Origin of the sequence: Cognatiyoonia sp. IB215446, assembly GCF_033963825.1 — a bacterium.
Taxonomy (GTDB): domain Bacteria; phylum Pseudomonadota; class Alphaproteobacteria; order Rhodobacterales; family Rhodobacteraceae; genus Yoonia.
Genome location: NZ_JAXBMD010000002.1, coordinates 158,570 through 173,855 on the forward strand (window position 1 = coordinate 158,570; position 15,286 = coordinate 173,855).

The 15,286-nt window shown below is 57.6% G+C and carries 17 protein-coding genes; 14 read left to right on the forward strand and 3 right to left on the reverse strand.

The annotated features are described in order from the left end of the window. Positions 1-13: 13 nt before the first annotated feature. Both trmB and aroA read left to right on the forward strand, forming a co-directional pair. On the forward strand, positions 14-727 hold the full coding sequence (trmB, locus tag SLH49_RS08175) for a tRNA (guanosine(46)-N7)-methyltransferase TrmB (protein ID WP_320268678.1): 714 nt from the start codon (positions 14-16) through the stop codon (positions 725-727). An 89-nt stretch (positions 728-816) separates the two neighbouring features. Then, entirely contained in the window at positions 817-2,169 is a 1,353-nt protein-coding gene (gene aroA / locus SLH49_RS08180; protein ID WP_320268679.1) for a 3-phosphoshikimate 1-carboxyvinyltransferase, read from the forward strand. Between the two features lie 73 nt (positions 2,170-2,242). On the opposite strand, the gene SLH49_RS08185 is transcribed toward aroA, so the two are convergent. Beyond that, the gene (locus SLH49_RS08185; protein ID WP_320268680.1) at positions 2,243-3,163 is read right to left on the reverse strand and encodes a LysR family transcriptional regulator; all 921 of its coding nucleotides are present in this window, start codon (positions 3,161-3,163) and stop codon (positions 2,243-2,245) included. A 111-nt stretch (positions 3,164-3,274) separates the two neighbouring features. Here SLH49_RS08185 and SLH49_RS08190 point away from each other — a divergent pair, with 111 nt between their 5' ends. Beyond that, positions 3,275-4,201 (forward strand): SDR family NAD(P)-dependent oxidoreductase, encoded by a 927-nt coding sequence (locus SLH49_RS08190; RefSeq protein WP_320268681.1) that lies wholly within the window; start codon positions 3,275-3,277, stop codon positions 4,199-4,201. Positions 4,202-4,229: 28 nt separating this feature from the next. Further along, positions 4,230-4,616 carry a DUF4345 family protein gene (locus SLH49_RS08195; RefSeq protein ID WP_320268682.1) on the forward strand — a complete coding sequence of 129 codons (387 nt, stop codon included), beginning with the start codon at positions 4,230-4,232 and terminating at the stop codon, positions 4,614-4,616. A 144-nt stretch (positions 4,617-4,760) separates the two neighbouring features. Here SLH49_RS08195 and SLH49_RS08200 read toward each other — a convergent pair whose 3' ends face one another. After that, the gene (locus SLH49_RS08200) at positions 4,761-5,711 is read right to left on the reverse strand and encodes an SDR family oxidoreductase (protein ID WP_320268683.1); all 951 of its coding nucleotides are present in this window, start codon (positions 5,709-5,711) and stop codon (positions 4,761-4,763) included. A 165-nt stretch (positions 5,712-5,876) separates the two neighbouring features. Between SLH49_RS08200 and SLH49_RS08205 the strand changes: the two genes are divergently transcribed. The 7 genes from SLH49_RS08205 (at position 5,877) to yghX (ending at position 11,454) form a co-directional block, all read left to right on the forward strand. Continuing rightward, entirely contained in the window at positions 5,877-6,770 is an 894-nt protein-coding gene (locus tag SLH49_RS08205; RefSeq protein WP_320268684.1) for an AraC family transcriptional regulator, read from the forward strand. Positions 6,771-7,119: 349 nt separating this feature from the next. Then, a complete protein-coding gene (locus tag SLH49_RS08210) occupies positions 7,120-7,611 on the forward strand; it encodes a MarR family winged helix-turn-helix transcriptional regulator (protein ID WP_320268685.1) in 492 nt (163 codons plus the stop codon). Continuing rightward, positions 7,601-8,122 carry a ricin-type beta-trefoil lectin domain protein gene (locus SLH49_RS08215; RefSeq protein ID WP_320268686.1) on the forward strand — a complete coding sequence of 174 codons (522 nt, stop codon included), beginning with the start codon at positions 7,601-7,603 and terminating at the stop codon, positions 8,120-8,122. The genes SLH49_RS08210 and SLH49_RS08215 overlap by 11 nt, the downstream gene beginning before the upstream one ends. Positions 8,123-8,183: 61 nt before the next feature. Beyond that, positions 8,184-8,492, forward strand: coding sequence for a hypothetical protein (locus SLH49_RS08220; RefSeq protein WP_320268687.1), 309 nt, complete (start codon positions 8,184-8,186; stop codon positions 8,490-8,492). Further along, a complete protein-coding gene (locus tag SLH49_RS08225) occupies positions 8,489-9,109 on the forward strand; it encodes a DedA family protein (protein WP_320268688.1) in 621 nt (206 codons plus the stop codon). Before SLH49_RS08220 ends, SLH49_RS08225 begins: the two co-directional genes overlap by 4 nt. Positions 9,110-9,142: 33 nt before the next feature. Continuing rightward, complete coding sequence (locus tag SLH49_RS08230) at positions 9,143-10,438, forward strand: sulfatase-like hydrolase/transferase (protein ID WP_320268689.1); 1,296 nt, start codon at positions 9,143-9,145, stop codon at positions 10,436-10,438. A gap of 104 nt (positions 10,439-10,542) precedes the next feature. Next, positions 10,543-11,454, forward strand: a complete 912-nt coding sequence (gene yghX / locus SLH49_RS08235; protein WP_320268690.1) for a YghX family hydrolase — start codon at positions 10,543-10,545, stop codon at positions 11,452-11,454. A gap of 193 nt (positions 11,455-11,647) precedes the next feature. On the opposite strand, the gene bchE is transcribed toward yghX, so the two are convergent. Beyond that, on the reverse strand, positions 11,648-13,141 hold the full coding sequence (gene bchE / locus SLH49_RS08240; RefSeq protein ID WP_320268691.1) for a magnesium-protoporphyrin IX monomethyl ester anaerobic oxidative cyclase: 1,494 nt from the start codon (positions 13,139-13,141) through the stop codon (positions 11,648-11,650). 66 nt (positions 13,142-13,207) lie between these two features. On the opposite strand from bchE, the gene cmk reads away from it, so the two are divergent. From cmk to SLH49_RS08255, 3 genes are all read left to right on the forward strand, one after another. Further along, positions 13,208-13,813: a (d)CMP kinase gene (gene cmk, locus SLH49_RS08245; protein WP_320268692.1), complete on the forward strand. Its 606-nt coding sequence runs from the start codon at positions 13,208-13,210 to the stop codon at positions 13,811-13,813. 81 nt (positions 13,814-13,894) lie between these two features. After that, a complete protein-coding gene (locus SLH49_RS08250; RefSeq protein ID WP_320268693.1) occupies positions 13,895-14,413 on the forward strand; it encodes a hypothetical protein in 519 nt (172 codons plus the stop codon). Between the two features lie 12 nt (positions 14,414-14,425). Beyond that, entirely contained in the window at positions 14,426-15,052 is a 627-nt protein-coding gene (locus tag SLH49_RS08255) for a chloramphenicol acetyltransferase (protein WP_320268694.1), read from the forward strand. Positions 15,053-15,286: the final 234 nt, after the last annotated feature.

Here is a 15,286-nt window from a genome sequence, read left to right on the forward strand (position 1 = left end):
TAGATGCCGCGCCATGAGCAAGGACAGACATCCCTCCGGCGCGCCATGGCGCAACTTCTATGGCCGGTTTCGTGGAAAGACGATCCGCGCGGCGCAGCACGACTATCTCGAGAATGATCTGGCAGCTCTGTCACCGGGTGCGGTGAGCTGGGAAGACAATCCCGACAGGATCCCGCTCGACTTGCAAGCGCTTTTTGGCGGGCGCGATGTCTGGCTTGAGATCGGCTTTGGCGGTGGTGAGCACCTTGTGCACATGGCCGAAACCTATCCTGAGGTTGGCCTGATCGGCTGCGAACCCTTCGTGAATGGCGTGGCGATGCTGCTCGGCAAAATCCGGAAGGCTGAGGTGGAGAATCTGCGCGTCCATCCCGGTGATGCGCGGGATCTTTTTGATGTTCTGCCTGATGTTTCAATCTCCAAGGTCTTTCTCAACTACCCCGACCCATGGCCCAAAAAACGGCATCACCGCAGGCGATTTGTCACGCCAGAGCATCTGGTGCCGCTGCACCGTGTCATGAGGCCGGGGGGTGAGTTGCGTGTGGCCACGGATATCCCCGATTACGTGCGCCAGACGCTCGAACAGGTGCCGCGCCACGGGTTTGATTGGCTGGCTGAACGCCCGCATGACTGGCGAGAGCCGTGGAAGGACTGGCTGTCTACACGCTATGAGCAGAAAGCACTGCGTGAGGGGCGGGTACCTCATTATCTAACCTTTCACCGGCTCTAAGATCGAGCGTTTTGGGACGACATGATGAGGGGTTGTGGACCCTGACCGGGCGCTGAGTTATGACACGCGCGAATAAGAAGGAAGCGCCCATGTCCGGCCACGGCACCCCCATTCCGATGACATCTCGCCCCTGTGGCCCGCTGCGCGGAACGGCGCATGTGCCGGGCGACAAATCGATCTCGCACCGGTCGCTTATCTTTGGCGCGATGTGCGTGGGCGAGACACATATCTCGGGCCTGCTGGAAGGTGAGGATGTGCTGGATACCGCCAAGGCGATGCGTGCCCTGGGCGCGACGGTCACTGATCGTGGCGGCGGGGAATGGAGCGTTGTAGGCGTGGGTGTCGGTGGCTTTGCCGAGCCGGATCAGGTGATTGATTGCGGCAATTCCGGCACCGGCGTGCGGCTGATCATGGGAGCCGTCGCGACGTCGCCAATCACCGTGACATTCACGGGCGACGCCTCGCTCAACAGCCGGCCCATGGGTCGTGTGACGGACCCTCTCGCGCTGTTTGGCACCCAAGCTGTGGGGCGCAACGGCGGGCGCTTGCCGCTGACGCTTGTCGGCGCGGTGGACCCCGTGCCGGTGCGCTACACGGTGCCGATGCCCTCGGCCCAGGTGAAATCGGCGGTGCTGCTCGCTGGGTTGAACGCACCCGGACAAACCGTGGTGATCGAGAAGGAGGCGACGCGCGATCACACCGAACGCATGCTCCAGGGCTTCGGGGCGGAATTGACCGTGGAAGAGACCGAGGAGGGCCGGGTTATCACGCTAACCGGGCAGCCGGAACTCACACCACAAGACATCGTGGTGCCGCGCGATCCGTCATCTGCAGCCTTCCCGGTTTGTGCCGCGATCATCACGCCGGGATCGGATGTGCTCGTCCCCAATATCGGGCTCAACCCGACCCGCGCGGGCCTCTTCAAAACGCTGCAGGAAATGGGCGCCGATCTGACCTATGAGAACATGCGCGAAGAGGGGGGGGAGCCAGTTGCCGACCTGCGCGCCAAGTTCTCGCCCGATCTCAAGGGCATCGCAGTACCGCCCGAACGCGCGGCGAGCATGATTGACGAATATCCCGTCCTGTCGGTCGTTGCGGCCTTTGCCGAAGGCATCACCGACATGCAGGGCGTCAAGGAACTGCGCGTCAAGGAAAGCGACCGGATCGACGCGATGGCCAAAGGGCTACGCGCGGCGGGTATCACCGTTGATGAAGGGCCTGACTGGTGGAAAGTCACCGGCGTCGGCCACGGCAAAGTGCCTGGCGGTGCGGTTGTGGCGAGCGAGCTTGATCACCGTATCGCCATGGCCTTCATGGTCTTGGGAATGGCGTCTCAGAAGCCGATCACGGTCGATGACGGCTCTCCGATTGCGACATCCTTCCCAATTTTCGAAGGATTGATGGCCGATTTGGGCGCGCAGATCGTGCGGTCGAACGGCTAGAAGCGACGCTCCGTCTCAGCTAATGGCCGGAAAGGCCGAAAACGACCAATGCTGCGCGGATTACGAAGTACCGCTATGTTAGCGAAGTTGTCCCCGCAACCCAGAACTCATTCCGCCTCGATTGGACTCGCTCCGCAAGAAAATCCACGAAGAGCCTGACGCGCGCTGTGTTGCGCAGATCACGATGCAGAAGCAGCCAAATGCTACGGTAAGGCATTGGTTTCTGAAATGGAGCGCGGATCAGGTTCGGGTGACGATCACCGAGATTGCAGGCCAGATAGGCCATGCCGAGACCAGAGGCGGCGAGAGTGATTAAAGGCACCAGTTCAGAGACGCGGTGTTTTAGGGTGGCCTTCGGATAGTAACTGTCCTTCACCCACTGCGCAGTCATCGCCTCTTCGGGTTCATGCCAACCAATCAGATGTAGACCTTCGCCGCCATTGTCGGTGATCCGTTTGGCATAGTCCCGCGTGCAATAGGCGGCTTGGGACATCTGGACGAGTTTTCGACCGACAACATCATCGGTCACTTCACCGGCAACCCGCAGGGAAACATCCGCCTCGCGCCGCGTCAGATCACGGATGTCGTTTGTAAAAATCATGTTCAGTGTGATGTCAGAGTAGAGATCGGCAAAGGCGGCGAAATCGTCCATCAATGACGTCATCGCCAGACCGTGTGGCAGCGTGATGTATACGGTACCCGATGGTTGCGCATCTTGACCTACGATCACACGCGATGCCGCAGTCATTTCAGCCTCAACACGTTCGGCATGGGGCAGTAGGTCTTCCCCTAGCTGAGTGAGCGCCAGCCCTTGTTTGGAGCGATCAAAGAGACGGCTTCCAACACGCGCTTCCATGACAGACAGGCGACGGGTCAGGGTTGTGTGGTTTACCTGAATACTGTCCGCGCCTCCCCGCAAGGTCCCGGTGCGGGCGACAGCCAGGAAATACTTCAGATCATCCCAATTCAGAGAGTGGCTCTGGTGAATCGACATGATCCATGTGTTTCATTTTTGAAGCGCTGTGTCCAGTTTTGCCTATCTACAGATCAAATTTAGACCTCGCTACTTTGAGCCCATCAAATGAGAACCCAAGGAAGCAACCCAATGAAACCAATACAATCAGTCTTGATCACCGGCGCGAATGCTGGTCTGGGCCGTGAAGCCGCACGGCAACTAGCTCTTCGCAATGGTATCGAGAAGATCTACCTCGCGTGCCGCAACTTGGAAAAGGCCAAGGCCGCCAAGATTGCCCTCGAAGCGGAAACCGGCAAGTGCGTTTTCGAGATCATTATCATGGACGTGTCGGATTCCAGTTCCGTCCGCTCGGCTGTTTCCGGCATGAAATCAGCAGTTGATGCCGTCATCCTGAACGCGGGTGGAACTGGCGGGCGCAAGCCGCATGCCCTCACCAACGCTGGCGTCACGAACATCTTCGCTGCCAACATCCTTGGCCATGTGGTGCTGGTAGATGAATTGCTGGAGCGTCAGTTGATCACGTCGACTGTGCTCTATGCTGGCTCAGAGGCTGCGCGTGGCATCCCAAAGATGGGCGTCGCGAAGCCTGACATGCAGTCTCTGTCAGCCGAAGAGTTCGCGGCAGTCGCGGATGGCAGCAAGTTTGGACCGGATGCTGACCCGCTTGACGTCTACTCTTACATCAAACTGGTCGGCGCACATTGGATGGGCGCGATGGCCCGTCAGCATCCGCATATCCGTTTCGTGACCATGAGCCCAGGCGGCACAACCGGCACAAACGGGATGGACGATCTGCCTTTCCTGAAGAAGGTCTTCTTCAAATATATAGGCGGCACACTCATGCCGGTCTTCGGAATGATGCACAGCGTCGAGACCGGAGCCAAGCGCTACGTCGACGGTCTGCTGAACGATAAATTCGAAAGCGGTCACTTCTACGCCAGCCGCGAAGGCTCCCCAACGGGTCCGGTCATCGACCAGGCTGAGATCGACGGCACCTTCGCCAACCCAGACTTCCAAGACAACGCCAACCAGGCCGTCCACCGCTTCGCGGCCTGACTTCAACCTCAATCTAAGGAGAATTCAAATGGACTTTACACTTCAAATCCTCGTCGGCCTTGCCACTGTCACGCTTCTTGGCCTAGGCACCATGTCGATGTTCGCCCCACGCCGGATGGTGAAGAACTTCGCCATCGAGCCTGTCGGAACGGCCGGCCTGAGCACAATCCGCTCGGTCATCGGCGGGCTCTTCATCACAAGTGTTGCACTGCTGATATTTGGCCTGCTGACCGGTCAAACACTCGGTTTCGTTGTCGTGGCGCTGTTGCTTGGCATCGTGGCCTTCGGTCGGATCGTGGGCATCGTTGCTGATGGTTTCGATAAAGCTGTCATCCCGCCCTTGGTCGTGGAATTGGTCATCATCACCGTGCTGATGACGGCCTACGTGCAGTTGCCAACTCTACTGCCCATCTAATCAGCGGACGAGCAATGCGAAACGGCGATCGTAAGCTGACCCGCCGTTTTCGTATGTCCAGTATATTAGAGCTTTGGCGACGTCTCCGATACTTCCCAAACGCGGTCTAAGCTCGGAAACAGGGCTGGATGGAAATTAAGTTGACTACAGCGCCCAAGCAAACCCTGTCGCCTCTTCCGACAGCTCCCAGAGCCGTTCCATCACGGCTTTATCGTATGCGTGGGGGTGCAGCGTACCTTTGCCAACTGGTCCGACGAATTCCATACGGCCAGTTGGGCCATAGAGTGCACGCTGCTCCAGCCCATCTTCGGTCGCGCACATCACCTCGGGCCAAGCACCTTTCTCGGCAGATTGGACCATGGGCGACAGAGACATCAGCCAGAACATGATCCGCGTTGCCATATTGCCGCTCGTCGTGATCAGCGACGTCCGCGATGATCCCGGATGGCAAACATAGACCTCGACTTCGGTCTTGCCCGCCGCTGCAAGTCGGTCCTGAAGTTCGTATGCAAACATCATCTGTGCCAGCTTGCTCTGCGAGTATGTCCGGTTCTGATGATAATTCTTGTCCCAGTTCATGTCGTCGAACTGAATGGTTTTGATCCCCATGTTATAGCCGAGACTGCTGACGACAACGATCCGACCCTTCGCGGCCTCAATCGGGTTAAACAGCAGACCGCAGAGGAGAAAGTGGCCGTAGTGGTTAGTGCACAACATGCTCTCAAAGCCGTCTTCGGTCAGCATCTGTGTCGGTACTTGTGCAATAGCGGCGTTACAAATGAGAGCATCAATGCGTTTGACTGTCTTCAGCACCTCTGCCGCTCCTTCACGCACACTGGTGAGCGAGGCCAGATCCATACGAACGAAACTCACGTCAGCATCGACACCAAACTCAGTCTTCAACTCTTCAACAGCGGATTGAGATTTTTCGGAAGAGCGGTTGAGCATCACCACCTTCGCCCTCTTGTTCAGCAGCGTCCGCGCCGCCTGAAATCCAGCGCCTGCGTTGGCACCGGTGACGAGATAGGTTTTGCCTTGGAGGTCACCAAGACGCTCGGGCGTCCAGCCTTTGGGGCCGAATGTTGTGTCTGGCATGGTCTTGCTCCCTTGGGTGTCGGCGTGGGGCTGCACTGAATAATTCATTCTCATGCTGCAAATAACTCTCACGAGTGCGCACAAATAGGTGCAATACTCGCGAATGCTTGCCTGATTGTATCGAGCTGGTTGCCACGGTTTACGTGAACCTTCTAAATCGAATGCATGAGTAAGGATGAAGTCAAACGAGTTATCGCGGCCCAGACCAAGACAAACGGTTTGACCGAGACCGGAATTCAAGGCGTGCAGGTGTTTCGAGCAACGCAAGCAATTCCATGCGTTCCGGCAGTCTATGAACCCTGCGTTGTGGCCATCGTAAGCGGTTCCAAGGAGGTCGTTCTTGACGGTCAAAGGTACGTCTACGATGGCAGCCAGTACCTGTGCTGCCCGATGTCGATGCCCGTCAAAGCAGGGACCCCCAGTGCATCGCCTGAGACACCGCTCTACGGCGCTCTGATTTCATTGGACCGACGCGTTATGACGCCGTTGGCTATGGAGATGGAGCATGCCGGAAATGCTCTTGCAGCAACCAAAGACAGCTTGCGCGCGCAGGGGATCAGGCTTGCTAGATGGGATCAGGGGTTTACCGAAGCACTTTTGCGGCTCCTGCAACTCGCGGGCAATCAGACAGATGTGGCGGTTCTGGGTGAGGCCCGGTTGCGGGAGTTGCTCTATGCGATCCTGAAGGGTGAGGCGGGCCTATTTGCAAGGCAGGCATTCGGTGCAGGAAACGCCATTGCACGTTCCATCGCGCATGTCTCGTCAAATCTAGATGTGCCCGTCTCAATAGATGATTTGGCGAGCCGTGCCGGAATGAGCCGAGCCGTTTTTCACCGCAAGTTCAAGGAGGTCACGACAATGGCCCCGATCCAGTTCGTGAAGTCGATGCGCCTCAACAACGCTGCCATGAAGATCGCGGGAGGTATGACAGTTTACGAGGCAGCACTTGACGTTGGCTATGTCAGCCCATCGCAGTTCAGCCGTGAGTTCAAGCGCATGTATGGGCAGTCACCGAGGCGATGGGGCGAGGCGCAACAGACTCCGGTGAAGGTCTCGTGATTTGCGTTAAGTGGCGAAGAGCCGATGTCGAATGGTCCATGGCGGCCGGCCGTCTCGCCAAAGATTAATTCAACGGAAACCATTCGCTCGTCCGTTCAATGTCCATGACCAGCGGAGGGACCTATGTTCAATACCGAACGACTACTACCTGCCTTAGCGATTATCGTGTTTTCAGCGCTGAGCTTGATGGCAATAGAAACATCAAAGACGCTTGCCGCTGACGGGAGTTCGCGTTCCGCGTGTCTTACGGTTGCACTGATTTCCATGGTTCCCTCCGACTCTAACGAAACGGAAACCCTTTCAAACTCAATTACCTTGGATTCAAGGTAATTTCCACTAAACTGTCGCCATGACCAAGAAGCCTCACAAATTTCACTCACTGCTGCACAGCGCGGACATCCTAGAAAAGCGGTTGGCTACTTTGCTGACGCCAGTTGGGATTACGCCAAGGCAAGCGCGGATCCTCAATATGCTCAGCCGGGTCGGGGAAGTATCACAGACCGTTCTGACGGAGCAGTTCGATGTCACCTCCGGCAGCATGAGCACCATGATCGACCGGTTGCTCAAACTGGGCATGATTCAACGCCGCAAGAACCCCGAAGACCTGCGTGGCGACCTCATATCCATCACCGATCAGGGCATGGCGGTCCTGCAAGAGGTTCGGGATGTCTGGCAGGACATCGATGAGCTGATCGAAGAAAAACTTGGGCCGGAGAAGGCTGCACTCCTGACTGAGCTTACGCGCGAACTGAAGTTCGCGCTCGGCGGCCGTGTTCCCGGCAAAGACCTGAAGCTCCCAGCAAACCAAACAACAAAGCGGAGAAGGACACATGAAACTTGACGTCTCAGCCTTTGCATTTGTGGCTCTTGTTGCGACAGCAACTCAGTCGCTTGCCGAACAACCGAACTTACAAACGCCGTCGCCTGTCATCTACCTTGCCGACAACCTGGACGAAGTAGACCGGCTTGGGTGGTGCATTGACACGCTTGGCAGAGGGTTCGCCGAACGCCTGCAGGCTCACTCTTGCAAGCCACAGGGCGGCGACGTCCAGTTTTCGATGAATGCCCAAACAGGACAAATTCAATCGGTCGAATACCCGGAATATTGCATGGCGCATCGGCCTAGCGACGAAAGCACCTTTGCCCTGGTCACTTGCGACACGACCGCGACCGATCAGCAATTCGTGTACGATCCCGAAGAACGCACCATACGAACGATCGCGGACGAAACCACCTGCGTTTCAGTAGGCGAGAACAGCCGCTCGGCCGGGCCGTTCATGTCGCGGACACTGTTGTTAACCGATTGCGCAACAACGAACGGGGCATTCAAAGAGTGGGTTGCTCTACAATGATGTGGGCTGCTGAGGTCAGCGCGTGATGCGGGTCTTGTCCTTCATCAGGCAGAACTGGCTCATGGTCAGTCTCTTCCTTGGATCGCTGGCCGTGGCGCTTTGGTTTGCTTTCCACGCGATCACGGACGCGCTCTACTTCAACGATCCGCGTAACGTCGACGTCGCTCTGAAGCCCTGGATGACACCGCGATATGTGGTGCTCACGTATGATCTGCCACGCCCTCTAGTGATGGAGCTTCTGGAACTGGACCCCGACGATGATCGGGGCATCCGTTTGGGGCGTCTTGCGCAGGAACGCAACATCTCAATGGACGACCTGACTACCCTAGTCCGCGATGCGACTGCCGCGTACCGGGAGGGCCAGGAATGACCGAGACCGTTCTCGCGCTTGTCCCGGACTACGGTGTGTTCTTGGTGTTCGGTGTTGTGCTGCTGGCCTGCCTGGCCGTGCCGCTTCCCGCCTCGGTGCTGGTGTTGACATCAGGAAGCTTTGCCGCTGCCGGAGACATCTCTCTTTTGACTGTCTTCCTTGCCGCCGTTGCCGCTTACATTCTCGGCGACCAACTGGCATACGGAGTCTCCCGCAAGTTCGGCCCATCGGTCCTCGGCTTCTTCGAACGGTCAGAATGCACCGCCCCAGTCGTTGAGAAGAGTAAAGAACTTCTCCAAAGACGTGGCGCTCTGGCCGTTCTGATCAGCCATACAATTCTGAGCCCGACATGCCCATATGTCAGCTACCTAAGTGGCGCGGGCGGGCTCAATTGGCGCAGCTTTACAACCGCAGCAATACCCGGCGCGCTGATCTGGACGGCGATGTATGTCGGGCTTGGCTATACCTTCGCATCCCAACTTGAGCAGGTCGCAACCATTCTCAGCAACTTCTTCGGTGTGGTTCTCGCCGGAGCCGTCGCGGTGGTCTCGGTCGTCCTTCTTATGCGCCGATGGCAGGCACAAACTGCCACGCAGAGCCAGGAACCAACCTCCTGAACACCCACCATTGCAAACCGAAAGGACGAAACCGTGAAGTATCATTTCCCAATTCTCACCGCCTCTCTGGCTGTTGTGTGCAACGTAGCAATGGCTGAACCCAACGTCCTGCTGATCATCGCCGACGACATGGGGCTGGATGCCTCTCAATGCTACGATATCGGCAACCAGCAGGCTCCGATGCCAAACTTGGAAGCTATGTGCGCAAGCGGCCTCGTGTTTGACAACGCCTACGCCCAACCCACCTGCTCACCGACGCGAGCAACGATCATGTCGGGTCAATACGGGTTTCGCACAGGCGTTGGCGCACCGGTTGCGCCGGACGGCAGCGACGATCTCGACCCCGATACTTTCACTTTGTTCGATGCCCTTGCGCCAACAGGATATGCAGCAAATGTCATCGGAAAATGGCACATCACAGGGCGACAGATGGGCTTTGATCTTCCAGAACAAATGGGCGTTCCAGATTACTTCGGCCTCTTCTATGGTGGTGTACAGGACTATTTCAATTGGACGGCCGTAGAGGGTGGTCAAGAGGTCCAGATCGAAGGTTACGCAACCACAGTCCTGACGGATCGCGCGATCGGTTGGATCGAAGAACAAGATGCTCCATGGTTTCTGTGGCTAGCCTACAACGCACCGCATTCGCCGTTCCATCTGCCGCCAAATGAGTTGCACAGCTTCGACGACTTGCCGGATGATGAAGCCTCGGTCGACGCAAATCCGCTGCCCTACTACCAAGCGATGCTCGAAGCATTGGACACAGAAATCGGTCGCTTGCTCAACTCGTTGAGCGCAGAGGACCGTGCGAAAACCGTCGTCATGTTTATTGGCGACAACGGCACGCCGAATCAGGTTCTGAACGGACTCTACGGAGACCATCAGGCTAAGGCGACGCTCTACGACAGCGGAACACATGTGCCCATGATCGTTTCAGGCCCCGGAATTGAAGCAGGGCGTACCGATGCGTTCATCAACGCATCGGACCTAACTGCGACCATCGCAGGGTTGGCGGGGGCCGAGTTTTCATCACCTGACTCTTTCGACTTTGGTTCTGTGTTGTTGGGTGGCGACGGGAGCCGCGACTACATTTACACAGACCACTTCACCAACAGAGAAACACGCGGCGGCGGTATCTATGGATGGGCCTTGCGCGAGGGTAACTACCGCCTTGTAGTTCCAAGAGACGCCCCGGCGGAACTTTTCGATTTATCGTTAGACCCGTTGGAGCAAGTGAACCTTTTGGCAGATGGCGGGACGGATGAAGTCCTCCAGATTGAGGTAAACCTAAGGGCGCGGCGCGATGCTCTGGTTGCGACTGCCAACTAGAACATCGGTCATGCAAAAGAAAAGTCCACCGTACGAATGTAGGAAGAGACTAAGTAGGCAAAGATGCCAATCGAGCAATTCATCAATCCGACAAGGAGACAGCAATGAACGATCAAAAACCAGTCCACCGTTTGACGGCAGCAGACTTCGATCAGGACCTCCTGGACCTTTATGACTATTACGCCCATGGAAAAATCTCGAAACGCGAGTTTCTGGACCGAGCCGGGAAATGGGCCGTTGGTGGTCTAACCGCTGCCGCGATACTGAGTGCGCTTTCGCCAAACTATGCATTGGCACAACAAGTCGCTGAGGACGACGAGGATATTGTTGGAGACGAAATCATCTATTCCAGCCCAAACGGTACCGGCGACATCACTGCTTATCTTGTCCGACCCGCCGAGATAGATCCTGGGCGGCCACCGGCGGCTGTTCTTGTGGTTCACGAAAATCGTGGGCTCAACCCATATATCCGTGACGTCGTGCGTCGTCTGGCAAGGGCCGGCTTTATCGCCATGGGTCCTGACGGATTGTCGTCGCTTGGTGGCTATCCTGGCACCGATGACGAAGGTCGCACAATGCAGCGCACGCTGGACCAAGGTCAGCTCTTGAACGACTTTTTTGCGGGCTTCGAATATCTGCAAGCCCTTGACGGGACGAATGGCAAAGTGGGTGCGACAGGTTTCTGCTATGGTGGGGGTGTGGTTAGCAGGCTGGCAGCGGCCTACCCCGAAATGGCAGCGGGTGTTCCGTTCTATGGCTCATTCCCAGACGTTGAGCAGGTGCAAGGAATTGAGACGCCATTAATGATCCAACTTGCGGCTCTCGATCAGCGTATCAATGCCATGTGGCCGCCCTTCCAAAAGGCGATGGAGGCGAATGACAAGATTTACGAGGCGCATATCTACCCAGGTGTCAACCATGGATTCCACAACGATACGACCCCACGTTACGACGAAGCGGCAGCGCGACTTGCGGAGGAGCGTATGGTGGCCTGGTTGCGCACATATCTGGCGTGATTAGGCTGGGAGAACCGCTCATAACGTTGCAATGCCGGGGAACTGGCATTGCAATCATCCAAAGTAAGTAAACGACACATTCAACTGCTGGGAACAATCTGACGGCTTTGTCGGCACATCCGATTGGAAGCGAACTCTGTGAATTAGCGCTGATGGCGCCAACGACTGGCCGTACGGCCGGGCGCGTCCGCGGTTAGCGTTTCATGGAGCCAGACTGATCCAATGCCTTTTCCGGCAACGTTGTGGATCCCAGAAACGCTTCCACGCTCACCCCGGCGCGCTGTCTGCGCTTCAGCCAATGCCAGACCTCGCGCAGGACGACCCGCCGCCCCATGCGCGTGTACCATTGCATCGCGTGGCGCATGTCCGGATCGGGGTGAAAGTACGTTCGGTAGAGCGCCTTGGGCCGGGCTTGCAGGCAAATCTCGATGCATTTCACCCAAAGAAAGACGCGCCAGGCTGGAACCTGTGGCACCTCCATCACCTGATGTTTGTAGTCCCAGTTTCGCTGGTCTGTTTCAATAATGCGCCGGTTTTTCACCGTTTGAAAAAACGGCGTCCAGCGGTGCGGGGTTGCATAGACCGACATCACCTGATCAGGATCGTAAGACAAAAGATGCCGCAGGATACGCCAGTAATCGCGGTCGGTTTCCTCCTCAAACCCCACCGCAAAGGTACAAAGCCCGATGATCCCGTGGGCGCGCAGCAAGTCGATGGCAAGCCTGTCCTTCGCTCGCGTGCCGCCCTTTTTGACTTTGGTCAGTGTCGCTTCGTCGGTTCCCTCTAATCCCATCAGAAAGCGCAGGCATCCGGCGGCCTTGTAAAGATGCAGGATGTCCGCATCGCGCACGATATCATCCGCGCGCGTGCTGCCGATGATCTGAACAGGCACATCTTCGGTAATCATTGCCTCCAGAAACGCGCGCCAGGCCTTTGGCGACGTCGTCGGGTTCTCATCGGCAAGGTTGATCATCTCAACCCCGTGTTCTCGATAAAGCCGCGCTATCTCGGCCGCGAAGCGCACGGGGTCGCGATGCCGCCAGCGGGTCCAAAACCCGCGCTGGCCGCAATAGGTGCAGAGGTGCGGGCAGCCGCGCGAGAACTGCATGATCACGGCCCGCTTGCCACCCCAATAGCTGTGCTGTTTGAAATCGATCAGCTCCCACCCAATCCGATATGCGTCGAGGTCTGTGATCATTGGGGCAGGGGCGGTGGCATGCGGTTGGCCATCGCGGCGATAGGCGATGCCGTTGATGCGCGACAGATCACCGCCGAGAGCTGCGATTAGTTTTGGCGTTGTCGCCTCACCTTCACCCCGCACGATGACATCAATGGCAGGGCATTCTGCCAGCACCTCTTTCCAGTGATAGGTGGGATAGACACCGCCATAGATGATCATCACATCGGGGAGGGTCTGTTTGATCTGCCGGGCCAGCGTCATGACGGTCGGGTGCGCGGAGGTTGAACCCGAATGCCCGATCATCACCACATCCGGGCGGCTCTCGCGCACCTCGCGCACGATCTGTGCGGGGCGCATCGGGCCAAGATCGGCATTGATCAGTTGCACCGCATGACCCGCATCAATCAGCGGTCCCCCAACGCAAAGCAGGCCGTAGGGTGGCAGATTTTCGCGTGGAACGCGGCTGCCGATGGATGTATGCGGGGGATGGAGCAGGGTGATGCGCATGGGAAAATCCTGTCGTTGATAACCCCATCGCTAACTGCGGGATCAGCAGTTTTTGAGGAGCAAACGTTGACATTCACAGTGGCGATTGACGGGCCGGCTGCGGCGGGAAAGGGCACGATTTCCAAGGCCGTGGCCGCGCATTTCGGCTTTGCTCATCTCGATACCGGCCTTTTGTACCGTGCGGTGGGCGCCAAGGTACTGGGCGGTGCCGATCCGGTTGTTGCCGCGCGCGCACTCGACCCTGTCGATTTGGACGCTGACGCCCTGCGCACGCCCGAGGTTGCGCAGGCCGCCAGCCAGGTGGCGACCAATCAGGCCGTGCGCGACGCCCTTGTTGCCTTCCAGCGCAGCTTTGCCGCGCGTCCGGGCGGAGCAGTGCTTGATGGGCGGGATATTGGGACCGTGATCTGCCCCCAGGCACACGTGAAGCTCTTTGTCACCGCAAGCCCTGACTGCCGCGCGCAGCGGCGGTTTGATGAGCTTATCAACAAGGGCATGGATGTGACCTACGAGACGGTGCTGGCGGATGTCAAAGCCCGGGATGAGCGTGACCGGACCCGCGCTGCGGCGCCGCTGATACCCGCCGAGGATGCGGTGCTGATTGATACGTCCGACCTGACTATCGACGCGGCTGTTGCTGCTGCCGTCGCGGTCATCGAAGACGCCCGTTAGCGCGTATTACAGAATTTCACCAATGGTTGCTTAGGGAATCGCCATCCCTTGTGCTTAGCTAACGGGCAAAGGAGTTTGCCCATGATCCGTATTCTTGCCCTTGTCGCCTTTCTGATGCCCCTGAGTGCCGCCGCCCAGGAGGCAGAGCCGCATATGACCGTGCCGCGTATGGCCGAAATTGTGCTGGCGCTTGATCCGGAGGCGCGGACATCCGGCAATGGTTTTGAGTTTCAGATCGACGATATCCCGGTGCTGATCATCTTTGACGTGGGGGCCAACCGGATGCGGGCGATGGTGCCGATCCGCTCGGCCGAGGGGATGACACAGGAAGAGCTGCAGCGTGTGATGCAGGCCAATTTCGACAGTGCGCTTGATGCTCGCTATGCCGTGGCCAATGGGCGGCTCTGGGGGATTTATCTGCATCCTTTCAAGGAGTTGGAGCGTGATCAGCTGATCTCTGGCCTTGCGCAGACAGTGAATGTCGCCAAGACTTACGGCACGCTTTACAGCAGTGGTGCGGGGCAGTTTGGTGCGGGCGACAGCGGTAATCTGCAGCGCCAATTGATCGAAAAGCTGCTGGAGCGTGGGCAGGATATCTGACACCAAGGTGGCATGACTGAACACATCGTCGATCTTGCCACCTGGTCCCGTGCCGCACAGTTTCATTTCTTTCGCAGCTATCAGCGGCCCCATTATGCCGTGACATCGCGGCTGGATGTCAGCCACCTGCTGGCGCGCAAGGCGGACGGTGTCTCGCCCTATCGCGGTTGCCTCTATGCGATTGGCGCCGGGCTGCATGCGGTGCCGGAGCTTTGCATGCGGTTTCGCGGGTATCAGGTGGTGCGGCATGATATGGTGACGCTGTCGATGACAGTGCCGACCAAGGCAGGGTCGTTTGGTTATGCTTATGTGCCCTATCTACCTGATTTTACTGCGTTTGATGCGCAGGCCAAGGCGCTGATCGACCAGGTGGCAACGCAAGGTAGCCTGAAAGCAAACACGGGCGAGCGGGACGATCTGGCGTATCTGTCCTGCATGCCGTGGCTTGATTACACATCGATCAACAACGCCTTGCCCGGACCGGAGGATTGCATCCCGCGTATCTCGTGGGGCAAGTTCGTGGATCAGGGCGGGCGCTGGGATATGGCGATGACGTTGGAGGTGCACCACGCGCTTGTGGATGGCGCACAGGTCGGCGCCTATTTCGCGGCTGTGCAGGGCGCGCTGGAGAAACTCTAACGCGGCGTACGGTCAAAAATGGCAGATGTGACGTGCGGATGTGTTAACGGGCCTTTGCCCTAAGGAAACAAGCGTTTTTGACGGATACAGAACCTGTATGTTTTCCGTACAGAACCTGTACGTACAGATTTACATGGAGGCCGTTCAATGCGGTGCGTTAACGGGGCGGGCGTTAAGATTTGTTAAGGAGATGTGAATAGTAGCTGTGCCGGACGAAGTTGACTCTCGCTGCGG